Source organism: Flavihumibacter stibioxidans, from assembly GCF_014332695.1.
Classification (GTDB): Bacteria; Bacteroidota; Bacteroidia; order Chitinophagales; family Chitinophagaceae; genus Flavihumibacter; species Flavihumibacter stibioxidans.
In genome coordinates, this window is the sequence record NZ_MBUA01000012.1 from 57,858 (window position 1) to 82,968 (window position 25,111).

21 protein-coding genes are annotated in these 25,111 nt (G+C 49.7%); 9 read left to right on the forward strand and 12 right to left on the reverse strand.

The features are described from left to right. Positions 1-57 precede the first annotated feature (57 nt). Entirely contained in the window at positions 58-1,938 is a 1,881-nt protein-coding gene (locus BC349_RS07385; protein ID WP_187256118.1) for a DNA polymerase III subunit gamma/tau, read from the forward strand. Here the strand turns inward: BC349_RS07385 and BC349_RS07390 are convergent. Beyond that, positions 1,847-3,991, reverse strand: a complete 2,145-nt coding sequence (locus BC349_RS07390) for a M48 family metalloprotease (protein ID WP_187256119.1) — start codon at positions 3,989-3,991, stop codon at positions 1,847-1,849. The genes BC349_RS07385 and BC349_RS07390 overlap by 92 nt on opposite strands. A 91-nt stretch (positions 3,992-4,082) precedes the next feature. Between BC349_RS07390 and ubiE the strand changes: the two genes are divergently transcribed. The 3 genes from ubiE to BC349_RS07405 all read left to right on the forward strand — a co-directional run bounded on the left by ubiE (position 4,083) and on the right by BC349_RS07405 (position 6,740). Continuing rightward, on the forward strand, positions 4,083-4,838 hold the full coding sequence (gene ubiE, locus BC349_RS07395) for a bifunctional demethylmenaquinone methyltransferase/2-methoxy-6-polyprenyl-1,4-benzoquinol methylase UbiE (protein WP_187256120.1): 756 nt from the start codon (positions 4,083-4,085) through the stop codon (positions 4,836-4,838). 147 nt (positions 4,839-4,985) lie between these two features. Next, positions 4,986-5,747 carry a type IX secretion/gliding motility protein PorT/SprT gene (gene porT, locus BC349_RS07400; protein WP_246456850.1) on the forward strand — a complete coding sequence of 254 codons (762 nt, stop codon included), beginning with the start codon at positions 4,986-4,988 and terminating at the stop codon, positions 5,745-5,747. A gap of 210 nt (positions 5,748-5,957) precedes the next feature. Further along, complete coding sequence (locus BC349_RS07405; RefSeq protein WP_187256121.1) at positions 5,958-6,740, forward strand: rhomboid family intramembrane serine protease; 783 nt, start codon at positions 5,958-5,960, stop codon at positions 6,738-6,740. Between the two features lie 19 nt (positions 6,741-6,759). Here BC349_RS07405 and BC349_RS07410 read toward each other — a convergent pair whose 3' ends face one another. After that, a complete protein-coding gene (locus BC349_RS07410) occupies positions 6,760-7,902 on the reverse strand; it encodes a hypothetical protein (RefSeq protein WP_187256122.1) in 1,143 nt (380 codons plus the stop codon). Positions 7,903-8,076: 174 nt separating this feature from the next. Here BC349_RS07410 and BC349_RS07415 point away from each other — a divergent pair, with 174 nt between their 5' ends. Next, positions 8,077-9,519 (forward strand): glycosyltransferase, encoded by a 1,443-nt coding sequence (locus BC349_RS07415; protein ID WP_187256123.1) that lies wholly within the window; start codon positions 8,077-8,079, stop codon positions 9,517-9,519. Positions 9,520-9,578: 59 nt separating this feature from the next. On the opposite strand, the gene BC349_RS07420 is transcribed toward BC349_RS07415, so the two are convergent. Continuing rightward, on the reverse strand, positions 9,579-11,228 hold the full coding sequence (locus tag BC349_RS07420; protein ID WP_187256124.1) for a pyruvate dehydrogenase complex dihydrolipoamide acetyltransferase: 1,650 nt from the start codon (positions 11,226-11,228) through the stop codon (positions 9,579-9,581). Positions 11,229-11,314: 86 nt separating this feature from the next. On the opposite strand from BC349_RS07420, the gene yihA reads away from it, so the two are divergent. Next, positions 11,315-11,947, forward strand: coding sequence for a ribosome biogenesis GTP-binding protein YihA/YsxC (gene yihA, locus BC349_RS07425; RefSeq protein ID WP_187256125.1), 633 nt, complete (start codon positions 11,315-11,317; stop codon positions 11,945-11,947). An 88-nt stretch (positions 11,948-12,035) separates the two neighbouring features. On the opposite strand, the gene BC349_RS07430 is transcribed toward yihA, so the two are convergent. The 8 genes from BC349_RS07430 to BC349_RS07465 all read right to left on the reverse strand — a co-directional run bounded on the left by BC349_RS07430 (position 12,036) and on the right by BC349_RS07465 (position 20,016). After that, entirely contained in the window at positions 12,036-12,509 is a 474-nt protein-coding gene (locus tag BC349_RS07430) for a ribonuclease H-like YkuK family protein (protein WP_187256126.1), read from the reverse strand. Between the two features lie 101 nt (positions 12,510-12,610). Next, positions 12,611-12,979, reverse strand: a complete 369-nt coding sequence (locus BC349_RS07435) for a CoA-binding protein (RefSeq protein ID WP_187256127.1) — start codon at positions 12,977-12,979, stop codon at positions 12,611-12,613. A 134-nt stretch (positions 12,980-13,113) separates the two neighbouring features. Next, positions 13,114-14,568, reverse strand: coding sequence for a hypothetical protein (locus BC349_RS07440; RefSeq protein WP_187256128.1), 1,455 nt, complete (start codon positions 14,566-14,568; stop codon positions 13,114-13,116). Positions 14,569-14,571: 3 nt separating this feature from the next. Then, positions 14,572-15,714, reverse strand: coding sequence for an NAD(P)/FAD-dependent oxidoreductase (locus tag BC349_RS07445; protein WP_187256129.1), 1,143 nt, complete (start codon positions 15,712-15,714; stop codon positions 14,572-14,574). Between the two features lie 2 nt (positions 15,715-15,716). Beyond that, positions 15,717-16,418 (reverse strand): methyltransferase domain-containing protein, encoded by a 702-nt coding sequence (locus BC349_RS07450; RefSeq protein ID WP_187256130.1) that lies wholly within the window; start codon positions 16,416-16,418, stop codon positions 15,717-15,719. Beyond that, complete coding sequence (locus BC349_RS07455) at positions 16,415-17,503, reverse strand: type III polyketide synthase (RefSeq protein WP_187256131.1); 1,089 nt, start codon at positions 17,501-17,503, stop codon at positions 16,415-16,417. The genes BC349_RS07450 and BC349_RS07455 overlap by 4 nt, the downstream gene beginning before the upstream one ends. Then, positions 17,496-18,362 (reverse strand): UbiA family prenyltransferase, encoded by an 867-nt coding sequence (locus BC349_RS07460; RefSeq protein WP_187256132.1) that lies wholly within the window; start codon positions 18,360-18,362, stop codon positions 17,496-17,498. Before BC349_RS07460 ends, BC349_RS07455 begins: the two co-directional genes overlap by 8 nt. Further along, on the reverse strand, positions 18,352-20,016 hold the full coding sequence (locus BC349_RS07465; RefSeq protein ID WP_187256133.1) for a hypothetical protein: 1,665 nt from the start codon (positions 20,014-20,016) through the stop codon (positions 18,352-18,354). The genes BC349_RS07460 and BC349_RS07465 overlap by 11 nt, the downstream gene beginning before the upstream one ends. Positions 20,017-20,049: 33 nt before the next feature. Here BC349_RS07465 and BC349_RS07470 point away from each other — a divergent pair, with 33 nt between their 5' ends. Genes BC349_RS07470 through BC349_RS07480 form a run of 3 tightly spaced genes read left to right on the forward strand, consistent with a single transcriptional unit; the run spans position 20,050 to position 24,365 of the window. Beyond that, the gene (locus tag BC349_RS07470) at positions 20,050-21,390 is read left to right on the forward strand and encodes a dihydroorotase (RefSeq protein WP_187256134.1); all 1,341 of its coding nucleotides are present in this window, start codon (positions 20,050-20,052) and stop codon (positions 21,388-21,390) included. Between the two features lie 33 nt (positions 21,391-21,423). Next, positions 21,424-22,767, forward strand: coding sequence for a MutS-related protein (locus BC349_RS07475; RefSeq protein ID WP_187256135.1), 1,344 nt, complete (start codon positions 21,424-21,426; stop codon positions 22,765-22,767). 56 nt (positions 22,768-22,823) lie between these two features. Continuing rightward, positions 22,824-24,365 carry a YifB family Mg chelatase-like AAA ATPase gene (locus BC349_RS07480; RefSeq protein WP_187256136.1) on the forward strand — a complete coding sequence of 514 codons (1,542 nt, stop codon included), beginning with the start codon at positions 22,824-22,826 and terminating at the stop codon, positions 24,363-24,365. Here the strand turns inward: BC349_RS07480 and BC349_RS07485 are convergent. Beyond that, a complete protein-coding gene (locus BC349_RS07485) occupies positions 24,322-24,957 on the reverse strand; it encodes a sugar transferase (RefSeq protein ID WP_187256137.1) in 636 nt (211 codons plus the stop codon). The two genes, BC349_RS07480 and BC349_RS07485, sit on opposite strands and share 44 nt — an antisense overlap. Positions 24,958-25,111 lie beyond the last annotated feature (154 nt).

Consider the following 25,111-nt stretch of genomic DNA (forward strand, 5'->3'; position numbering starts at 1 on the left):
ACCCGACGGGTGAAGCACCGGGAGGAGGATCAAAACATTTACTTAATTTAGCCGCCTATGGAGCAGTTCATCGTTTCAGCCAGGAAGTACCGTCCGCAGAATTTTTCAACTGTGGTGGGACAATCGCATATTACCACCACCCTGAAGAATGCCATCCGGAACCAGCAGCTGGCACATGCGTTTCTGTTTTGCGGACCGCGCGGGGTGGGTAAAACAACCTGTGCACGCATCCTGGCCAAGACCATCAACTGCGAACATCCCGGCGCCGACGGCGAAGCCTGCAATACCTGCCAGTCCTGCGTTTCCTTCAACGAAGGCAGCTCACTGAATATCCATGAACTGGATGCTGCCAGTAATAACTCTGTGGATGATATCCGGTCGCTGGTGGAACAGGTCCGCTTTGCTCCCCAGGCCGGTAAATACAAGGTATATATTGTGGATGAGGTGCACATGCTCAGTACAAGTGCCTTCAACGCCTTCCTGAAAACCCTGGAGGAGCCGCCACCTTATGCCATTTTCATCCTTGCCACCACGGAGAAACACAAAATCCTGCCAACCATATTATCGCGTTGCCAGATCTTCGATTTCAAACGCATAACCACCAACGATACGGTTGAACACCTGGAAGAAATCTGTGAGAAGGAATCCATTCATGCCGACAAAGCCGCCCTGCAGGTCATCGCCCAGAAAAGCGAAGGCTGTATGCGCGATGCCCTCAGCATCCTCGACAAGATCGTAAGCTTCACCAACGGTGAACTATCCTACCAAAATACACTGGAGCACCTGAATATCCTGGACGCCGATTATTATTTCAGGATGATGGACTGCATGCTGAAACAGGATCTCGCCGGTGCCATGCTGTTATATGAAGATATTAACCGGAAAGGATTTGAAGGCGACCTGGTACTGAACGGATTTGCCGACTTCATTCGCAACCTGCTGCTGAGCAAGGACGCGAAAGTGGCCGTGCTGGTCGATGTGGTAGAAAGTTTCCGCAACCGCTATGTGGAGATGGCCAGCCAGCTCAGCGCAGGTTACCTGGTGAGCGCACTCAATGTCCTGGCGGAAGCCGAAATCAATTATAAGGGAGCACGCAATAAAAGGCTGCACGTAGAACTGGCACTGATCAAGCTGTGTTACCTGCAGCAGGCCATTGAACTGGTGTCCGATACCGGTAAAAAAAAACTGACTGAAACAAGGCCCATGAATTTCAGGGTGTTGCAGCCCATAGCACATCCTGAGTCATTACAACAGCTGTCCGGCTCCGACCGGATGCCACCTGCCGGACAAGTCGGGCTGGCACCAAAGCCACAGCAGCCGAACCAGCCGCAGCAGCCATTGCATCAGCCATTGCATCAATCACTGCCACAGCCACTGCCACAGCCACCTGCCCCACCCGCACCATCTGCTTCGCCAGCCAAAACAAAAGGCCCGGTCCTGATGATAGAAGAAAACATCGTTACCGGGAAAGCAAAACCTTCCACCCCCAAACTGGGATCGCTCGAGAAACTGAGGCAACAGGTGAGTTCCTCTGCCCAGAACAGTACGGTAATTCCAACAATTTTCCTGACTGATGAAGTCCTGAAGCTGGCATGGCAGGAGTTCGTGGAACAACTGAAAGCCAACCGCAACCCTGCAGCGCAAAGTTTTGAACTGGCGGAACTCAGGGTGGTCGACAGGCAGACTTTTACAGTTGTAACCCCCAACAACCTGCAGCAGAAATTCATTGACAGCGAACGGATACCACTATCCGAATTCATGCAGCAAAGATTTCACAACCGTTACCTCACCTTCAGTGTGATCGTGGAGCAGAGGGATGACTTCACCATGAGTGTGGAGATCCCGCTCAATTCAAAGGAACGTTTTCAACAGATGGTGGAACAATACCCGCTGGTGAAAGAACTGAAAGACCGGCTGAAACTGGAACTTGATTATTAAGGATAGCAGCCTGGTATTTCAGCAACTCGCGGTATTGTACAAAAAGGCGCTCCCCCAGTAATTCATAGGTATCGCGCATCAGTATAAGGAGGGTATCCAGTTCGGAATTAAAAAACTCCTTACCGTCGAAATACAAAAAATCAGCACCTAGGAAAAGCATTACCTTCTCTCTTAGTTCGGCGTTAAAGTCAAACAGGTTTTCTTTGAAAAAGGCCGCGAATGATTCTTTGAAAAATGGTTCATGCTCCTTTTTCAGGGTATCGATCATTTGCCCTGCCTCCTCCAGTCCGATGGTTTCACCAGACAAAACCGGGCCCAGTAATTCAGTCACCTTTACGGATGCCTCATAGAATCGGTCGGCCCCGGATCTTTTTCCAAGGTAAGACCTGTACAGCCTGGCCAGATCTTCCCCTGAACCACTGTTATCGTGATAGTATGCAGCCAGGAACATCCGCTGATCAAAATCCACCAGTTGCAATTGCCAGGCTTCCATTTCACGATCCAGTTTTTCAGCCAGTTCCTGCGCTTCACCCGACGGGTACTTTCTTCCCGCAAAATCAAAACTGCTGGTATCAACGTCCTTGTTTACAATGGCATTCAGCAAGGTCTTGTCCATTTCTGCTGCCGATATGCGTTTCAAAATATTGGCCTGGTCTGCATTGCACCAGGAGGCCCAATCGGCCCCGGCATATTGCCTGCCCTGTTCATCCGCCAGCAGAACATCAATATCGAGGTCACTCAGGCGGCGCCCGTCGTAACATCCTGCGTACTCTAACGGAAATGAATAGGTGATTTTATCTGACCTGTATTGTTCCGCAAAAGCCTTTTCATCTCCCATGGTCTTATCTGCCTGGTCCACGCCGGCATTTTTATATACCAGTTCCGTCATAGCCTGCTGAACCGCAACCGGATTGTGCAGGAGCGACCAGGCTTCCCGCAGGTCGGTCTCCATATCCATTCCCAGGTCATGCAGGGCCAGTTCGCGTTCGTCTATTGGTGGATGTGAGGCCCACTGGTCTTTGACACTCACCCTCGTAAACTGCTGGTAGAGGGGATGGTCCGCAGGAACCGCCGGCAATCCGTCGCTTACAGGCAATTCGTAAAATGCGGCCGTTTCCAGGATCATGAAGCGATGTGAAGGATAGAAATTATCACAGACCATGTTACGCTTCAGCCAGTCATCACAGGTGTTCAGCACCGAGCTGTAACAGGAATCCGCCAGTTCTATGCGGCGCAGCGCTGTTGCGAGATTATTGCCACCGGCTACTGAAGCGGCTACGGCATCTGCATGAAATTCCATTTCGCGGGACAATCCCATATAGGTTTTGTTTACTTTGGAATACACCTGCTTCAGTTCCCACTGGATATACTCGATAATCTTCACCGTTATGCCGGCGAAAAAAGCGAAATAGCTGCTGATCCTTGCCCAACCGGACAGAAACCTGGCGTATCCCGAATTCTCGTACAACATGTTATGGATAACCCGGTTAACCTGGTAAACAAAACTCCCCAGTTTCATGCTGCGCTGGGAAAAATGACCGAACTCATGGGCCAGCACCGCTTTGAATTCACCCACATTCAGGCTGTTAACCAGTCCCAGCCCGATCACCAGGTTCTTTCTCACCGGCAGGAACATGCTCCAGAAGCCGGAATCATAAAACACGCTGGCATTTACTTCCGGCGAAAAATAGATGTGCTTGGGCAAGGGGGTGCCGGCCCCGGCGGTCAGTTCCCGGATACAGGCGTATAATTCCGGCTGCTCCGCTTCCGTGACCCGGATATAACCCGAACGATCCTGCCGGCTGACGGCGAATAAAAACTTAAGCAGGAAAATAAGCACCATCAGTCCCAGGCCGATGATGCCCAGGCTGACCATGATCACCACCCCATTAGGCATGGCAGCGATCAGCAGGATGCCCCCCGTCACACAGGCCGCAGCCAGCAGTATGCCAATCAGCACCATTCCAAAATACACCAGGATGAACTGTGCAATTCTTCCGGCAACCCGAACCACTTCCCTTTTAAAACCTTTGCTGGTTTGTATCTCCTGCATAGCAACTTTTGATGGGCAAAAGATAGAAATTAGATCCGGAAAATAAAACAGGCTGCCCTTCCGATATAGAAAGGGGTTAACTTCGCGCCCCATGAGCAATCCTCTTCCCCACGATACCATTGTGCCCTTTGGTGATGAAAAAAGGAGTAAAAAGGAGCAGGTGGCCGATATGTTCGACCAGATAGCGTTCCGGTACGATTTCCTGAACCGTTTTCTCAGCGGAGGCATTGATGTTTACTGGAGAAAGAAAGCCATTGGGAAATTGAAATCACTGAAACCCAGACAGGTGCTGGATGTGGCAACAGGTACGGGAGACGTGGCACTTATGACCATGAAATACCTGAATCCGGATAAAATAACCGGCATAGATATTTCCGCCGGCATGCTGGATTTTGGCCGGAAAAAGATTGCCAGGGCGGGACTGGCTGACCGCATCGAACTGATGCAGGCTGACAGCGAAAACCTCCCCTTCCCGGACAATAGTTTTGACGCTGTTACGGTAGCATTCGGGGTCAGGAATTTTGAACACCTCCATAAAGGCCTTTCGGAAATGCTCCGGGTGCTGAAACCCGGCGGAAAACTGGTGGTACTGGAGTTCTCAAAACCCAAAGCCACCTGGTTTAAATCGCTCTATACATTTTACATGAACATTGTTACGCCGGGAATTGGCAAGTTGTTTTCCAAAAACAAAGACGCCTACCAGTACCTGAACGATTCGGTCAAAGCTTTTCCCGAAGGACAGGATTTCACCGATATCCTGGGCCAGACCGGCTATACCGACACAGGGCTTGAGCGGCTCAGCCTGGGAATCAGTACGATTTACACCGGTACTAAACCCTTGTTATAATCGGGGGTTTTTACAATTATTCTAAAGTTTGGCCGTTAATTTGATTGGACAGCGTACTGACGGGCGCAACCAGTATGGCCAACCAGTATGACCGGCCAGCTTAAAACCATCAGAAAAAAAGTGTAGCCTATTGACGTACATCTACTTATGTTTCAAATCAATCTTTTTGGCAATAAGTTAGCCAGGCAATTTGTTTATTCACTGATGGTTTGCGCCCTGTTTCTGGGTATTTCGACCGGAGCTACTGCCCAGTTGAGAAATACCCTTAACATGCCGGACAATGATGACAAATGGTACCATATCGGAATTGTGATAATGGGAACCTCCAACCGTTTCCAGATCAGTCAGCACCCCAGGTTCCTTCAATCCGACAGCGTGATGGTCACCAATCCCAATAATAGTTTCGGTTTCGGAATCGGTGGGATGCACACTTTCCGGATCAGCAACCGCTTCGAGGCCAGGGTTGTTTTCCCGCAATTGCTATTTGTAAACAAATCGATCAACTACCAGTTGAAATATGCCGATGGCGGCAATGATGAAAAACCGGTGATGGACCAGAATGTAGAATCCATTTTACTGGGAGTTCCCGTTCAACTGAAACTGAAATCTGACCGGATCGGTAATTTTCGGGTATACATGATGGGTGGAGTCAAATATGAAACCGACCTCTCATCCAAAGCCAATTCGCGCAATGCGGAAAACTTTGTAAAACTCAGGAAATCTGATTTTGGTATTGAAGCCGGAATAGGATTCAATTTCTATAACAAAATGTTCATCTTTTCACCCGAAATCAAGATCAGCAATGGCATCAGCAATGTGCACGCACGCGATGAAAACCTGAAATTCTCCAATGTAATTGATCGTGTCCAAAGCCGCCAGATCATCTTCTCCATCATTTTCGAAGGTTAATTTTTTTTCGGTTGTCTTCACCCGTCGGGTGGCACCCGACGGGTGCGACCCGACGGGTGCGACCCGACGGGTGAATATTTTTTATGGTTTCAGGCAGATGGTTTATATTGTTGCTATCAAATTTTACTGGTATAGCATGTATCTCTATAGAGGAATGCAACCGTTGGCCCAACCAACGGTTTTCCTTTCTACCACCCGTAAATCAACCTTATGCTTTTTCCGATCAGCGACGATAACAGCGACAGGCATATAACCCCCTATTTCACCTGGGCTTTGATAGCCATTAATATTCTTGTATTCGTCTTTCTCCAGGGAATGGGATCCGACACCGCCTTTACTTATGCGTTTTCCACCGTTCCCGCAGAAATTCTGACCAACAGGGATATCATCACGGAAGGCCAGATGGTTCGCGACCTTGCAACCGGCCAGGTATTCGAGTTGCCCGGGCTGGGGCCCACCCCCATACCGGTACTGTTCACCCTGCTCACGTCCATGTTCATGCATGGCAGTATCGCCCACCTGGGTGGCAATATGCTGTACCTCTGGATATTTGGCGATAACCTGGAAAACCGACTGGGACATTTGAGGTACCTGTTCTTTTACCTGCTCACCGGTACCATTGCCTCCTTAAGCCATATACTCTTTACCCAATTCACTGGTTCCGATCCGCTGGTACCCAGTCTGGGCGCATCCGGCGCCATTTCCGGAGTAATGGGAGGATACCTGTTACTCTACCCAACCAGGCGGGTAAATGCCTTACTGGGCTGGTTCATCGTCGCCATCCCCAGTTGGGTGGCCCTGGGCATGTGGATTGCGCTGCAGGTTGTGAGCGGATTTGGTTCATTGGGCGGTCAGCAGGACAATGTCGCTTATGCAGCCCATATCGGGGGATTTGCTGCCGGGTTCCTGCTCATCAAATTATTTGACAGAGGTGCTCCTCCCCCTCCACCATCGCAAAAAAGGCAATGGGTGTACCGCCGCGGGGTGCAATGAACCAAATCCGGTTACCCCATCAAAAACTGACGCCGCTCTGTATCCGGTTCAATAATTGATTGTAGGTATTTCGTACCAGCCTTTCCACGATCTGCTCCCGGCCGGGTGGATAATCGTCATACCGGTTATTGATCAGCGCAAGGTCACCCGGCGTTAAAGCCCGCCTGTCGCCCGTATACCTGGCTGTTTCCTGTTTCCAGTCGAACCTGTCCGGAAAGCGGTCATACAACATATTCCGGTTGGTCTCCCGGTCATAGATCCGGCATTCAAGGGTGGCGTAACTGGACATATACCGCCGGTTAACATATACTGTTGCATATACGGTCTGGTATATGGGTTTCGGGGGAACCGATTTGGTTCTGCCGGTCTCAATTTCCTTCGAACGCCTGTAGGTCCGGCTATCAGAATGAACCTGGTCAACAAACAATTCCGTAAAATCAAGGTCAACAATCCTATCCGGCACAAGCTGCTGCGACCGCAGTTCCCAATCAGTGTAAAACCTTACATTTTTGTAGGAACGCGCGTTCAGGTCACGCACCATCTCCTGTTGCAGCCAGTCGTTCCTGAATCCCCAGTAACTCCACCCGAAACGATTATAATTCACCGGGTTCACCAAAACCCTGATTGTGGCCCGGGCGGCCGCTGCCTGCAACAACCTGTCCACATCCTTATACCCCGGATAGGCCCTGGAAGCCTTTTCAAAATAATCATACGCCTGCTGGGCCTGCTGACGTGTATTGTAACCCATATAGACCATACCCGCATCATAGTATTCATCTGCCGCCAGTTTTCTGGCATTATCGATAGCACGCGATGGATCCCATGGGTCCGGCAAAGCCTTGCTCGCAGCCGGTGATGCCCTGATTCGCTTATACATCTGCAACAACACTTCCCACTCACCTGCCATTTCCATGTATTTATCTCCTGTTCCGGCTGACTGGTTCAGCTGGTTGGTGATCTCCTTTCTTTTCTGAATGGCAGCATTGTAAGATTCTGGCAGCAGGCGCGAGGCTTCCCGATCGGAAGGGTTCTTCTCCAACCTTGCGATCAGGTTAAACACTTCTTTATCCTCGTAGGTATATCTTTTGCTGATATTCCCGGAAGAGCCGCAGGCTGCCAGTATAAAAACCATGACAACACTACAAATAACAGTCAGTTTCATATAATCATTTTTTCACCTATACAATCTACAAATTAAAATGGAGCCACAGGGTCTAATGCCGGTCAGATATGAAAATTTCATTAAAACAGGGTTTCTGGGGTCCTGCCCTGCCGGGATCCCTTCGAATGATGATACCTTTAAAGAAACCATCTATCCACCAAAAAAATCCAGCCTATGGTATCTGTTATCATACCAGTACTGAACGAAGGTGCTACTATACGGAAGGTCATCCGTAATGTCCGCCAGACGGCCCTGCCGGTGGAGATAATTGTGGTGGACGACAACTCTACCGATAATACCATTGAAGAGGCCATGAAGGAGTCGGTCCGCATTGTCACCAGCAGTAAACGGGGAAAGGGCCTGTCTATGCGGGAGGGACTGCTGGCTGCCAAATTCGATACCCTTGTTTACCTGGATGGCGATATCACCACCTACCCACCCAATGTGGTGGATCTGCTGGCCGGCCCCATTCTTAATGAAGAAGCTGATTTTGTAAAATCGACCTTTAAAAGGCAGGCCGGAAGGGTTACCCAACTGGTAGCAAAACCCTTGCTGAGTATCCTGTTTCCCGACCTCGCCTGGCTGGAACAACCCTTAAGCGGAATGATCGCAGGGAAAAAATCCTTACTTGAAAAAGTGAATTTTGAAAAAGATTATGGGGTGGATATCGGTCTGCTGATCGACATGCACCGTTTGCAGGCAAGGATCCGCGAGGTGAATATCGGGCAGGTGAAAAATGCCATGCAAAGCCTGGAACAGTTGGGCAAAATGTCCAGGGAGGTATCCCGTACAATCCTGAACAAGGCCGATGCCCTTGGGGTACAGAACCTCGCTACCATTGGTCAGATCGACCTGATAAGCCGGCAGATGGAGTCTTCCATCCGTGAGTCAATCGATAAGATGGAAAAAATGGTGTTGCTGGAAATGGACCGGGTGGTATTGCAGGGTAGCTTTCCTGAGGAAGCCGCCCAAAAACTGGGGCTGGCGGATGGTCTGGAAGCCATTAACAAGTTTTATACGGAACCTGCGGAAAGGCAGCAAGCCATTGCCGCCCTGTTTGCAGGCACCAGCATGCCCGACCTCCTTGAAATTTCTGATGACATGCCACTGGTTTCGGGTATTCGAAGCCTGGTAACCAATCTGAAAAAAAGTGGTTATGCAGTTGGACTGGTTGCTGAAAATTTCTCCTGTGTTGCCAACCACCTTAAAAACACACTGGGTCTCGATTTCGTACTCTCCAACCATCTGAAGGTAGAGGACGGGATCATTACCGGGGAATGGCATGCCGCCCCCTGGTTTATCAACGATTCAGACGGGGACAGCTACCAGAAATGCCATATGTTTACGTATATAGCCAACCGTTATGGGTTGTCTGGAAGGAATATTATTTATGTGTCGGGAAATGAAGAAGACCAGTCCTGCATAGATGCAGCAGGAATCGGCCGTTTATTTGATTCCGGCAGTCTTACCGAAATGCTGGATCCTGGTATGGCGCGGCCTCAGACCATAAAGCCGGCCTCCCTGGTATTGCCGGCCATGATGACCGCTGCCCTTGGTGTGCTCGCTTTTACCATTTTCCGTTCAGCCATAAAAAAACCCGCCATCCAGGCGGGTTGATATTGTACGCGTCTGACGTGCGTCTGACGTACGTCAGACGCGCGTCAGACGCGTAGCGTTTAAACCAGCATTCTCAGGGGTTCTTCCAGCAGGCTTTTCACGGTCTGCAGGAAAGCAGCTCCGCTGGCACCGTCCACCACCCGGTGGTCGCAGCTCAGCGTCACTTTCATGATATTGCCCGGAACCACCTGGCCATTTTTAACCACAGGAACCTGCTGGATGGCGCCTACCGCCAGGATACAGCTATCGGGCGGGTTGATGATGGCAGTGAATTCATCGATGCCAAACATCCCCAGGTTACTGATGGTAAACGTACTGCCTTCCCAATCTGAAGGCTGTAACTTTTTGGCCTTTGCGCGACCGGCAAAATCTTTCACCTCCACTGCAATCTGTGCAAGCCCTTTGGTATCTGCAAAACGCACCACCGGCACCAGCAATCCTTCTTCCACAGCAACCGCTACCCCTACATTTACATGGTGGTTGGTGCGGATGGTATCTCCCAGCCAGCTGCTGTTAACAGTGGGGTGCTGCTTCAGCGCGATGGCCACAGCCTTCAGCACCATATCATTAAAGGATATTTTGACAGGAGAAAGTTCGTTGATCTGGGTTCTGCTCGCAACAGCCTTATCCATGTCGATGGACATGGTCAGGTAAAAATGCGGAGCGGTGAACTTGCTTTCTGCCAGCCTACGCGCAATGGTCTTGCGCATCTGGGAAACCGGACGTTCGTCGAAAGACACAGTACCGGCCGGTGCAGATGGCATAATTGCGGCAGGTGCGCTGGCAGCAGGAGCAGCTGCTTTGGCAGGAGCCGGTGCCGCGGCACCTTTGAAGGATTCAATATCGGATTTCACAATACGTCCGCCATCACCGCTTCCCTGCACCTGGTTGAGACTGATGCCTTTCTCGGCAGCAATTTTACGGGCCAGCGGAGAAGCTTTAATGCGGCCGTTTTCGGTAGATGAACCAACCTCAGCAGCAGCGACAGCCGGAGCGCTGGTTTCCTGTGCGGCAGCAGTTGCACCGGCAACCACCGGTCCGCCACTGGCGGCAGCCCTGATGGCATCGAGATCAACCTTTCCCGGTTCCCCGATCACACAGAGCAGTGAATTCACCGGCACTTTGGTTCCGGTTTCAGCGCCAATATATAATAGTGTTCCGTTCTTATAACTCTCCAGCTCCATGGTAGCCTTGTCGGTCTCTACCTCGGCCAGTAATTCGCCCTTGCTAACGGTATCGCCCACCTTTTTGTGCCAGGCAGCAATCACGCCTTCGGTCATGGTATCGCTCAGACGGGGCATCAATATCACTTCTTCCACTTTGGAGAGATCCAGTCCTGTCTGGGCAGGAGCGGAAGCAGGTGCAGAAGCAGGTGCAGAAGCAGGTACAGGGGCGGAACCGGCAGCTGGCGCAGCAGTGGTTGCTGCTGCAGCACCGGTATTACCGGCCACCAGGGAAGCAATATCCTCGCCGGGTTCACCAATAATCGCCAGCAGGTCGTTCACCTGCAGTTTTCCCCCTTTATCAATACCTATATGCAGCAGGGTACCATCTTTGTAACTTTCCAGTTCCATGGTAGCCTTATCCGTTTCAACTTCTGCCAGCAATTCCCCCTTCTTCACCGGTTCACCCACCTTCTTGTGCCAGGCTGCGATCACTCCTTCGGTCATTGTGTCGCTCAAACGGGGCATCAATATCACTTCTGCCATTTGACTTATGTGTTTTGTTTTCGTTTGCTTATTGAGGGCCGAAATTAAGGAAAAAGACCGAAGTCACGACTCCCTATCTTTGCTCCATGCATATCTCAAAAGCAGTTTACCTGATCAGTAGTCCCGAGGTGGACAAATGCCCCAAAGCCGACCGACCGGAATACGCATTCATCGGGCGTTCCAATGTGGGCAAGTCCTCCCTGATCAACATGTTGTGCAAGAACCAGAAACTGGCGAAGACCTCCGGTTCGCCGGGAAAAACCCAGTTGATCAACCATTTTGAGATCACCAGCACTTCAAAGGAAGGGATGAAGGATTTCAGCCAGTGGTACCTGGTAGACCTTCCCGGTTACGGCTTTGCGAAGGTTTCACTGAACCAGCGCCGCCAGTGGGAAAAGATGATTGAAAATTATTTAAGGAAACGGGAGAACCTGGTGATGGTCTTTGTGCTGATCGACAGCCGCCACGAGCCGCAGGAGCTTGACCTCGAATTCGTAAACCAGCTGGGTGAGTGGGAAATCCCTTTTACCATGGTCTTCACCAAATCCGACAAGGAGAACCAGCGGACAGTGGCCAAAAACATCCGGTCATTCCTGGATGCCATGCGCGAGACCTGGCAATTTCTTCCTGCCCATGTGGTAACCAGCGCCATCAAGCAAACGGGGCGCGACAAAATCCTGAATATTATCAGTGAGCTGAACCAGCAAACAAGCGAATAAACCGTTTAGAGAGGAACTTCAGGGGGAGATGAGGTCCTGAGCAGTGCGGTGGCACCACCTTGACATAGAAGCAAAAGCTGCAATCGGCCTAGTTGACCACCTTATTGGCGCAGCTGCTGCTGGCAAAAGCTTCCGGCTTGGCTTTAAAGGCAAATCCCATACCCAGGATATAGCCCATAGCCTCTTTCAGCGCGTCGTTACTTTTGAACTGCGGATTGGTATTGATGTCGGCATGCACTTCCATGTCAACATTGTACTCGGTGAAAAGATTGCACAGTTCATAGGCAATTTCGATGCTTCGGGCCACTTCCACCAGCATCCGCTCCTTGATGGAAAACTTCTGGCGGGTTTTTTCATTCTGGATGAACATGAATCCGCCATGACCTTCCCTGAGAAATACGATTACGGTGGCGAATTCCGTTTCCACGCCTTTCACCTGTGAATCGGTGCCGATACAAACTTTCAGGTGGTAGCCATTTTCAGTTTCACGTTTGATGGCTCTTTCTACGGCGTCACGGATCGGGTCTTCGATCGCGTCGCCATTAAATTTTCTCCATAACATAAAAACGGGTTTTTGTAATTTACCAAAAAACTAACATACAACACCCGCCCTCACTGTTATATGGAAATTAAATAACCCCATTCACCATTCACCATTCACCATCAGTATTGCCCCGTACTCAGCATCACCAGCGTGCAAGCTTCCTGGGGGTAGATATGGTTTGCCTGGGCCAGGTCGTATAATTCATCATTTTCGGCACCCGGATTAAAAATGATCCTTCTGGGTTTGAGGGAAAGGATATAATCATAATACTCACGCTGACGTTCCGCAGACAGGTACAGCGTAATGGTATCGATGTCCTCCAGAAGAGGTTTTCCGGTACGGATCTCTACACCCTCCACTTCGGCATTCTTAAGGCCAATGGCTTCCACGGGGTGCCCCTTGAACCGAAGGCTTTTAATCGCCAGATAACTATAACGGGATGGGTTAGCCGAAGCACCAAGTACCAGTGTTTTTTTATGGTGTACCATGCAATGTTTTTATTGATTACCCATCCGGCAACCAGCGCCCCCGGATTGTATAACCAGTTACCGCTTTTCTTCAGTTTTCCTGCTGCAATCTAACCTGCAATTTCAAATTTTCAATACTTATTGTAATTACCTGTTCAATAGGCATAACAATCCGTTTTCTTCCAGCGTGCAGCACCTGTTACAGCTTTTCCCGGCCTGATGACCAGGGCTAAATAACCGCCGCCACTGGCCATTTTATTTTTACCAAACAGGTTGCCCAGATTATGAAAACCCAGCAACAGCGGACCTGCCTTGAAACCCGCACCCACCCAGAACTGTTTTTCGGTATTTAAAAGCAGGGGCAGGTAAACTCCCCAGCGACGCAGCTCCCACCGGGGTGTAAGCCGCAGCAGGTTCATGTTCTTAACATACAGGCGCTGGTCCCCCAGCAGGCCAACCAGGTTAATACTCATTTCAGCATTCAGGTACCAGGCACCGTATAAATAACGGTCCGCATTCAGCACCATCCTGCCGGGAGAAAAAATCCTGAAATCGCTGCCGGTTCCCGCCAATGGGAACATGGTCGAAAGGGAATCATTCAGTGCTGCCAGCCCATCTATGCCTTCGCCAAGTGTATTGTCCATTTCAGAACCGGTCACGCCCCCCTCAGGCACGATCCCCCTGCGACTTTCGAGCCCATAACGGTATTGCCCCCAGCCGATGTCCACCACCGAAACACCCAGTTTCCACTCATAGTCGTACCAGCTTTCCTCCTCCTCCATATATCCGGGTTCCCCGGGTGGCTTGACGATTAATTCAAATCCCGCATCAAATGAAAACCCGGCCCTTGTTGTGTGCAAAAAATCACGCAGGTTACCAGCATTTGTCCTGTTGTCATCCCACCTGTCATAATTGGAAGAATACCCGTAGCTAAAACTACCACCCGTCAGCACATGCTCCTCCTCGCCGTTCACCATTTTCTTATTCCTCGTAACATCCGCAACATCTGCCCGGGCACCGGACAATCCACGGTTAACCTTCACTGTTAGTCCGGCGTTGAGTCTTGTTCCTGCATTATCCCAGATGGTCTGTGCGTACGCGCCATACATTTCAAAAACCGTACTGCTGCGAACTCTGGCATTAAATGGTTCACTGCCCGGATTAATGGAAAAGAACTGGTGAATATTCCCGATGGTATCAATAAAATTGTAGGGACCGCTTTTAATGTTTGAAAATGATTTCAGGCTGGCACCAAAAGCTATACCTTTTTTCCGGCCCAGGGCCATTCTGCCGTTCAGCAGGTTAAGATTGAACTGGGCGTTGCCAAACCGTTTGTCATAGCCGCTGCCGATAATGAATTTTGAATTGTATGGAGAAGACAAAAGTGAATAATCCACCACGCTGATGGCATTGGTCTGGTACTTCGCCTGAATCCCGGCAACGGTAATATCCCAGGGATAGGGTGTATTTAAAATGGAGGCCGGATTATTATGCACCCCCAGTGAACCGGCATGATTAGACCCCTGGATCGCATGGTAGTCCTGTGCCTGAACCGGGAAACCGCTTCCATTCAGCAGTATTATCAATAAATAAAATCTCCAAAGTTTCATACGTTAAAATTGTTCACCCCGGGTCTGCCGGATCAGCCATTGGGTAAGGGATGGCGAATTCCTGCCTGCAGTGATCAGCAATTTAGTCAGCAAAGGATCACCGAAAAAACGCTGTATCATACGTCCCGCCCTTAACCGGGAACCAAACTGCAACCGCCAGTTCCGCTGGTAGTTATTTTCCATTTCCTGCCGGGGGATGCGTCCGGACAAAAAGGCTGTTACCTGTTCAGCCAGCAACTTACTTCCATGCAGGGCCATACTCATTCCGTTGCCACAGAGCGGGGTTATCATTCCTGCGGCATCTCCAACCATCAGTACATGATCCTCCACCTGCGACTTGGCAGCAAAAGACACTTGTGAAATGCTTACCGGTTCAGGCCAGGTTCTTTCAGCCGATCGCAACAGCTGGTCAAGAACCGGATTACGACCCAATATACGTTCTTCCATCAGGCGGATCGAATTATTGCTCAGTCCCAGGTTATTTGCATTGGTGAGGTAACAAAGACAATACAGGTCGTTTTCAATCCTGCTTACACCACAGTAACCATCCTTAAAATTGTGCAGGGAAATGGTATCCGCCGGCAGGTCAGTGCGGATATGGTATTTCACTCCCAGCAGGTTATTCAGTTTACACGGCTTCTGGCGAACGAAATCCCTGTTCCATTTCAGGTCGAGATTACTCCGCTTACCATAGCTCCCCACCGCCACTTTTGATGTTATCACCTGCAGGGGTAACCGAATTTTCATCAGACCGTCTTCACTGTAGATATCTGTTACCCTGGTGCCTTCCATCAGAACAACCCCTGCACTCCTGGCCAGCGATGCAAGCGTGGCGTCGAGCAGGAAGCGGCTGATACCGAATCCGCCGGGGTCAAGGGCAGTTTCGAGTTTACTGCCATCCGGTGCAGTTACAACCAGTCTTCTTATTTCAGGCAGTTTCAGTTCCCCGAAAGCAAGGCCCAGTGAAACAAGGAAGGGCCGGCTTTCTTCACTGATGTATTCACCACACACCCGGTGGAAGGGATAGTGATTCTTTTCCAGCAGCACTACCTTGTGTCCTGCCCTGGCCAGCAATATGGACGATGCCAGTCCTGCAAGACCTCCGCCCGCAACAGCCACATCGTATATCTGGTTTTTTGTTTGCATAATCAGCAGGGTACTGTTACGAGCCACCTGAAAGCCCATTTCCAATGAATATAATATTCGTTTATTCCTGACCGTAATAACAACGCATTCAGTTCGGCCCTTGAAAAACCGCGCTGAACAGATAAAGGCGCATCATTTTTAACCAGGCGGGAGCGTGACAAAAAACCTGTAAGGATTTTTATCGATAGCCAGGCCAGCCGGTGCCGGTGAAGGTCATTGATAAAAAAGCCGGTCCTGCTCCGGGCGCGCATCCATTTCAACTGATCCACCAGTTCTTCCTCATTGAAATGATGGCAGAAGAGTGAAGAAAAAATAATATCGGGGTTCTCTTCAAAATTTACCAACCGGTAATCGCTTTCAATAAACCGGGCTTCCGGCAGCCTTCCGGCAGCAAAACGGATGCAGGAAGGATTGATATCTATGCCGGTCAGTTCCACCCTAATGCCTTGTTTCCGGGCCCAATCGCGGATTACCCGCAGGTTATCACCTCCCCCGCAGCCTATCTCACATACACTGATGGATGTTCTGCCAGACCGCTTCGCCTCCAGGCCGACTAATTTTCGCATACCCTGAATCGTTATAGCATGTCCGCCGAGCCAGTGATTGATGGTATCAAGTTCTTTCATATTGACCCGGATCTCCTCAAAAGGAATGGATTGGTCGTCGAGCAGTTCTTTTTCATATGACCGTTGCCGCCAGTTCATGATTGTCCGGCCTCCAGCCAGCAGGTTTCCATGGTAAGTCCGGGGCCGAAGGCAGCCCCGATAATATTGCCATCAGTCCCGGCCTCCAGCATGGCTTTCAACACAAACAGAATGGTAGGGGAAGACATATTCCCGAATTGCTTCAGCACTTTGTAAGCTTCTGCAAGGGAAGATTCCGGCAGACCAAGACTTTTTTCAACCGCATGCAGTATTCTCCTGCCTCCCGGGTGTATGCACCAGCCGTTCACCGATCCCTTCGCCAGCCCGTAGCGCTCCAGAGCCCGGTTCACCAATGGCTGGAAATCTGTTTCAATCAGGTCCGGAATATACCCGCTCAGGGTCATCAGGAATCCCGTGGAAGAAAGCTCCCAGCTCATGTCGCGTTTACCGGATGGTATGACTTCCGAATAAAATCCGCGGAGTCCTGCGCCCCTGTGCCGGTCATCACCGCTTAAAAGAACTGCTGCAGCGCCATCGCCAAAGAGCAGGGAAGCTGCAATATTATCGGCACTGGGTGTTTTCTGGAAATGAAGGGTACATAACTCAGTGCATACGACCAGCACCTGCGCTGAGGGGTCTGCCCTGCAAATGGCATCAGCCTGTTTAAGGGCATGTATGGCCGCGTAACATCCCATAAAATTAACTGAACTGCGATTAAGCATCCGCGGTAGTTCCATCAGTTCCATCACCTGCAGATCCAATCCCGGGGCACTCATTCCGGTGCAACTGACAGTTATAAGATGGGTGATTTCTGATTTGCCGGCCTGGGCCAGCGACAAACAGTTCCTGATGGCATCAACAGACAGCACCGGTGCATGGCGCTGGTACCACAACATCCGCAACTCAAGGCTGGGAAAGGGTTCCAGCGATTCAGAAGCAGGGTAAAACTTCCAGTCACTCCACGGCCTGCTGTAATCAGGAATCACCGAATAGCGGTTCCCGATACCACTCTGCTGGTAAAGAAAACGGAGTTTGCGATTCTCCGGGGCGGGCATATCATACACCTGCTGCATGAACTGCAGGATATCTGCCTGCGCATGTCGGTAAGCAGGCAAAGCGGTTCCTATGGCGCGTATCCTAGTCAAATAGTTTCCAGATAACAAGTATTCCAAACCCGATAACGGAACAGGCGGAAGAAAGCAGGTTCATCCGCATCAGGTTGTCAAAGCTGGCTTCAGCCGGGTCTTTCCACACTTTCGCTGTCCACAGGACAAAATAAACCAGTACCGGCATAAAACAGAACAGCAATACACCAAAACGGTCCAATTCAAGTTGTAATCCAAAATGAAGTCCCAGCACCAGGAATGCCATATTAAACAACAAAGCGGATAAAATAAATGTTCCCCTGGTACCAGCCATCATGCTGATGGTACGAACACCATCTGCTGCATCGGCCTGGTGCTGGTAAACCTGTGTTAAGGGATAAGCGCCGGCGATCAGCAGGCTGCTGGCCAGGCATCCGGTAACCGGCACTTCCAGCGGCTGACGGGGGTCCACCCCGTGGTAGGTCAGCCAGAACACCAGTGCCCCCTGACAAACTACCACCACCAGAAATCCTGTCAGGGGATATTTTTTCAGCCTGATCTGCCTGCTGCTGTATGCCCTGGAAGCAAGTATGTACATCAGCACACCAAGGGCAAACCATCCGCTCACCAGCCATCCCAGCAATACAGCCAGGATATCCATTCCAAGCACCAGGCTCCACAATTGCCGGGTGGGTTGCAGGGGATGTCGCAGCCCCCCAACCGGGGTCTGGTCCCTGTCCATGTAACTGTTATACCCATTGCTGGCAGGATAGACCAGCAGGTGGAGGATCAGGAATACCAGCAGGGCCATCCACCAATCTGTCTGAACCGTCTGGCCCAGTGCAAAAAGGTAAACCGGCAGCAGGAAAAACGAAAAAGGCAGCCGCAGCAGTTGTATGGTGGATGTTTTAATAATCATATTCCCGCCTGAACATGTTCATGCGCAATCCCAGGGTGAACATGGAACTGTTGCGGGTTAAAGCAGCGTCATCAGGCACATCATATTTACGAAGCATCAGCGAACCGTCAATAAAGAGGTTTTCCTTCAATTCATAACCAACCCACAGAGAGGCGTTCACACCGGTTGACTTTCGGCCTTCACCGATGTTCCAGCCATAATCACGCGGACGGGTGCCATAGAGGCTGAAAATATTACTGCCGAAATTGCTACCCGCCGAATCCAGTCCCTGTTTCCAGACAATCAGTTTTCCCTGGATGGTCAGTTTGGGAATTGGCTGGTAACGGGCGATTCCGATGGCTTCTGTAAAATTGGCTCCGCGCGGGTGGGCCAGGGGCTGGTTATAATGGGTATAATTGGCCACCGAATCCCTGAAGCTGTACATGAATGGCCTTACCCAGTTGAGTTCACCCTGGATATCGAGGTTTTTGATACCAAATACATCAATGTACTTGCCACCCAGTTGCAGTGCATATTTGTTGCCCCACCATTTCCTGCCGCCTTTCATTTCGCTCAGCTTGAATTCATCGAAAAGCATCTGGCCATAAAACTGGAATTTCTTTGCCACGTTGGCCTTGAAATCGATGCCCACATTGGCATTATCGGCACTGCCGTTCTGCTGTTCCAGGGAACGCAGGAAGATCACCGGCACCAGGTAGGTAAACTCAAACTTGTTCTTACGGCCAAACACAACCGATTCAAAAAAACCGATATTCAGCCATTTGGTTGCCTGCAGGCTCAGGTGGTGCATGGCCGCATATTTTTTTCCCAGCAAATGGTCATCCACATTTTTCGGTTCCTGCGGGGTCAGCTCCATGAAAATATTCTGGTAATTGAGTTTCCAGATCCGGGTATTCAGTTTCAGGAAGAGGTAGTTATTGCCAAAATCACTCAGGAAAAGACTGCGATACCCATTCCCTATAAAGTTTTTATCATACCCAAACTGGACATTGATGTATTTGGTTACGTTGAAGAAAACAGACCCGCGCGCATCAAAATAATCATACGCTGTATTTTTAAAAGGCTTATAAAAACCTGCGCCGGGCACGGACAGGAAACTGTCTTCAAACTGCCTGACAAACCAGGGGGCGCGCTCCTGGTTGTCAGTAAGGTAAAAATCGAACCCGATCTTTTTGGCGATCATGCCCCTTCCCCTCACACCCTTGGTATTCTGGAACAGGGTTTCATCGGTATCGGATTCCTTAGACACCGAAAACTGCAAAACCGGGTTGATGCTGAGGAAAAAATCCTTTACATCCACGAGCGCAAAGTCAGATTTTGTCTTATAAAATGTATTGAAGATGGCTTTTTTGCTGAGAAATGATTCCTTTGAGCCGCTCACCCATTCCTGGTTATTCATCAGGGCACTTTGCAGGTTATGGGCATCCACAACCGATAATTCTTCGGCCGGGGTTGATTCCAGCACCGTTACCCAGCCTCTCCGGTCAAAAGGTTTCATTTGCTGGAAAGACAGGGCGCTGTCGCGGAACCTGATCTCCAGGCGATCCATCAGTTGCTGGTGTTTATAACCCTGGGGAAGCAGCGTAGATTGGGAAAAGAGGGTAGCGGGAATCAACAGGCAGCCAGTGTACAGCAGTCTTTTTATAACTTGCATGGATATTATTGTTTAATGGGCAATTGACAAATTATGCAAAAATACCTGATAAAGAATACGCAAATAGTAAATGAAGGAAAGGTTTATACAGCTGATCTTCTCATTTCCGGAGGTCGCATCGAAAAGATTGACAGCAATATCAATGCCACAGGCAATGTGAAGGAGATCAACGGAGAGGGGCAATACCTCCTGCCCGGTGTAATTGATGACCAGGTTCATTTCCGGGAACCGGGTCTCACCCATAAAGCCACAATATATACCGAATCAAAAGCTGCTGTTGCCGGCGGGGTTACCAGTTTCATGGAGATGCCCAATACAGTTCCGCCTGTTTTCACCCAGGAACTGCTGGAACATAAATATGATATTGGCGCCGCCAGTTCCCTGGCCAACTATTCTTTTTTCATGGGCACATCCAATGATAACATTGAAGAAGTGCTGAAGACAAATGACAAGAAAGACAGTGTATGCGGAGTCAAGATCTTTATGGGATCCTCCACTGGCGGCCTTCTGGTCGACAATCCGCTTTCGCTTGAAAAAATCTTTGGCGGAACGGAACTGCTTATTGCCACCCATTGCGAAAACGAGCGCATGATACGCCACAACCTCGAAACGCTGAAGGCAAGCGGCAAAACCCTTACCGCTGCCGACCATCCCATCATCAGGAATGAGGAAGAATGTTTTGAATCCTCCTTCTATGCCGTTCAGCTGGCCAAGAAATTCAACAGCCGGCTGCATATACTGCATATCTCCACCGAGAGGGAGCTGCAACTGTTCACCAACATGCTGCCACTGGAAGAAAAGCGCATAACCGCGGAAGTTTGTGTTCACCATCTTCATTTTACCAGTGATGATTATGCGCAGTTGGGCAACCTGATAAAATGCAACCCGGCCATCAAGGCACCGCATAACCGCACTGCACTCTGGCAGGCACTGCTCGACGACCGGCTTGACATCATTGCCACCGACCATGCTCCCCACACCATGGAAGAAAAGCCGGCGGATTATTTGCTTGCGCATGCGGGACTGCCCCTGGTACAGCATTCGCTGCTAATGATGCTGCACTATGTGGAAGAAGGCAGGATCAGCATGGAGAAAATGGTGGAGAAAATGAGCCATGCCGTGGCCCGCTGTTTCAGGATCCGCGAAAGAGGCTTTATCAGGGAGGGATATCATGCCGACCTGGTACTGGTTGACCGTCGGCGGACAACAAAAATCTCTAAGGAAAATATCCTTTACAAGTGCGGCTGGAGCCCGCTGGAAGGAGTCACACTACCGGCTGCCATCACCCATACTTTTGTAAACGGGCACATGGTTTATGGAAACGGGGTATTTGATGAATCTGTTAAGGGAGCGCGACTCCGGTTTGACCGATAGGATATGTTCACGGGAATACCTTAAATTAATGCCATGGATATAGATAAAACCTCCCTTCTCGACCTGAACATCTTCCATCCGGAAGAAGAATTCTCTATTTTCCACCGGCTTAATTTTACCCGCACCCTCGAAGGAAAGGAATGGCTCCGCCATATGTTTTCCGAGCCATTCAGGGATCTGCAAAAAATTGAACAGACCCAGCAGGTCATCCGCCTGATCGGACAAAAGCTCGATCAATGGCCTGAAGATATCACCAACGGTACCCTGATGGTAACCGAAAAGTACTATAGTGCCCAGATGGACAATATCCCCCTGGACCATAGTTTCCTCAGTGCGCTTAGTTTCAAATTATTCCATGGACCCGACTTTGCGATCATCCGGTTCAGCCTCACACATTTTGCAGATTTGCTGCGAGGACTAAAACTTATTACCGGTTTGCTGGAACAGGAAGAATTGCCCCGGGACCTGCGCATGGTTACAGACAGGATTCAATCCCTCACCAGTCCCGAACAGTTACAGGAACTGGCCGACCACCCAAAAGGAAAACCCTTTTCGAACTCACAGATTATTTATTTCGGTCATTACCTGCGCAACCGTTTCAAAACCGCGCATGAAGAACTGATCGATTGTTACGGCCGGCTCGACGCCTGGTATGGAATGGCAGTGGCCATGAAAAAATTCAACCTGCAGTTCCCCGAATTCGTGGAAAGTGAACAACCATTTATAAGGGCAGGAGGCCTATATCATATCCTGTTGCCCAACCCGGTTGCCTATAATATCGTGCTGGACGAACAACACAATTTCCTGTTTCTCACCGGGGCCAATATGGCCGGTAAAAGCACTTTCATCAAATCTGTTGGTGCTGCCGTGTACCTGGCACACCTGGGGATGGGCGTTCCGGCTCAAAGCTTACGTTTATCCTTATTCGAAGGTATTCTTAGCAATATCAATGTAACCGACAATATCATTAAGGGAGAAAGCTATTTCTTCAATGAGGTCCAGCGGATCAAGAATACCATCCTTAAGATCAATGATGGCAGGAAATGGCTGGTACTCATTGATGAACTGTTCAAAGGCACCAATGTGCAGGATGCCATGAAATGTTCCCTCACCGTTATTGAAGGACTGATAAGGATCAACCATTCACTGTTCATATTGTCAACACATTTGTATGAGATCGGCAAGGACCTGGAAGTTTACCCGAATATTATATTCCGGTATTTTGAAACAGAAGTGAAGGAAGACCAGCTTGAATTCAGCTACCAGTTGAAGGAAGGAATCAGTAACGATCGCCTTGGATATCTCATTCTAAAAAAAGAAAAGGTTGTAGAGCTGCTGCAAAAAATCCAGGCAAGGCCTGTTCACCTGGATTCCTGATCAATTACCGTTAAAGAACGGTTTTTCTGTCCGTTGTACCATACTAATTTGTTGCCATGTTAGTAAAGACATTTGGCAGTGCCGTGTATGGAATTGATGCAGTCACCATTTCCATTGAAGTGAATGTTACACTGGGTACCAGCACCTTTATGGTGGGACTTCCGGATAATGCAGTGAAGGAAAGTATGCTGCGGGTGGAAAGCGCCATCAAGTCGAATGGCTTTTTCATGCCGCGGACCAAAGTGATTGTCAGCCTGGCACCCGCAGACATCCGGAAAACGGGATCGGCATTTGACCTGCCCATCGCCATTGGCATCCTTGCTGCCACCGACCAGTTGATCAATCTGTCGTCCATGGATAATTTTGTTTTAATGGGGGAGCTTGGTCTCAATGGATCCATCCAGCCAATCAAAGGCGCTTTGCCCATTGCAATCACGACCCGTAACCAGGGTTTTAAAGGTCTTGTATTGCCATCCCCCAACGCCAATGAAGCGGCGGTTGTGAACGGACTCGCTGTTTATGGTGTGCAACACCTGACAGAAGTAGTAAGATTGATGGAACAGCCCGCAACAGTGCAGCCTGTGGTGGTAAATGCACGGGATATTTTCCTGCAGGCGCAACAGCAGGACGAGCCTGATTTTTCAGATGTAAAGGGACAGGAGCATATCAAGCGTGCCCTGGAAATTGCTGCGGCAGGCGGACACAATGCCATACTGATCGGCCCACCAGGTTCCGGCAAAACGATGCTGGCCAAAAGACTGCCTTCCATCCTGCCTCCCCTATCCCTGGAAGAAGCTTTGGAAACCACACGCATACACAGCGTCGCGGGAAAACTTCCCGCCCATTCCTCTCTTATCAACAAACGTCCGTTCCGCAGTCCGCATCATACCATTTCACATATGGCAATGGCAGGAGGTGGCAGCATTCCTCAGCCCGGGGAAATATCACTTGCCCACAACGGCGTACTGTTCCTGGATGAATTGCCTGAATTCAACCGAACGGTATTGGAAGTGATGCGTCAACCGATGGAGGAAAGAAAGTTAACGATTTCAAGGGCGAGATTGGCACTGGATTTTCCTGCCAGTTTCATGCTGATCGCTTCCATGAATCCCTGCCCATGCGGATATTTTAATCATCCCGACAAAGATTGCAGTTGCCCGCCGGGGGCTGTGATGAAATACCTGAACAGGGTATCGGGTCCGTTACTGGACAGGATCGACCTGCAGGTGGAAGTTACCCCCGTTGCTTATACAGACCTGCAGGCCCACCACCAGCAGGAAACCTCCCTAACCGTACGCGGCAGGGTGATGAACGCAAGGCTGGCCCAGGAAAAAAGATTTTCCGGCCTCGATGGTATTTACAGCAATGCGCAGATGAACAACCAGTTGCTGAAAGATGTCTGTCAGTTGGATAACAGCAGCCGGCAATTACTAAAAACTGCCATGGAAAAACTTCACCTGTCAGCAAGGGCTTATGAAAGGATCCTGAAAGTAAGCAGGACGATTGCAGATCTGTCGGGCAGATCAAATATTCTGCCCGAACACCTTGCAGAAGCTATTCAGTACAGGAGCCTTGACCGCGATAATTGGGGCGTATGACAAAAAATGAAGAAAACATTCCGGCCGCCGTCAGAAATATAATTTTCAGATCCAGCCAGAAGGAAAGATTCCTGATATAATACATATCCCATTTATGCCGGAAATAAATATCATCAAATCCATTAACGATGCCCCTGTATCCATTTGCCTGTGCCAGGCCGGTAATACCCGGCTTTACCTCATGCCGCAAATGATAGTCGCGGATATGGGAAGAAAATTTCTTATCATCACTCAGCATGTGGGGACGTGGTCCCACCACACTCATGTCTCCCAACAAAACGTTAAAGAATTGCGGCAACTCATCCAATCCGGTTGACCTTAGCCATTTGCCCGGCGGAGTAATTCTGGCATCAAAAACCTGGGCAGGAAGCTGGTCTGCCTGTTCATTTGGACACATGGTCCTGAATTTAATGATATTGAAAACCCTGCCGTTCCTGCCAACACGGCGCTGGGTGAAAAATACAGGCCCGGCAAGCGTGAACACATTAAATAAATAAACAAGAGGCACCAGCCAGCTAAGGACTGCCAATAAAATGAACAGTGAAAAAACAATATCAAAAAAGCGTTTGGGTAAAATGGATAAGGTAGTCATGCAAAATGAAATAGATAAAGCAGACAAATGTATTCGCTGAAACGTTGCGCCCCATCTGTCACTATCCTTCCTACCATTTATCAATGTGTAAAACAACCTGTAAAAAAAAGGATGTAAAGGCTATTTGAAATATCGACTTTCGCCGGAAGCCTGT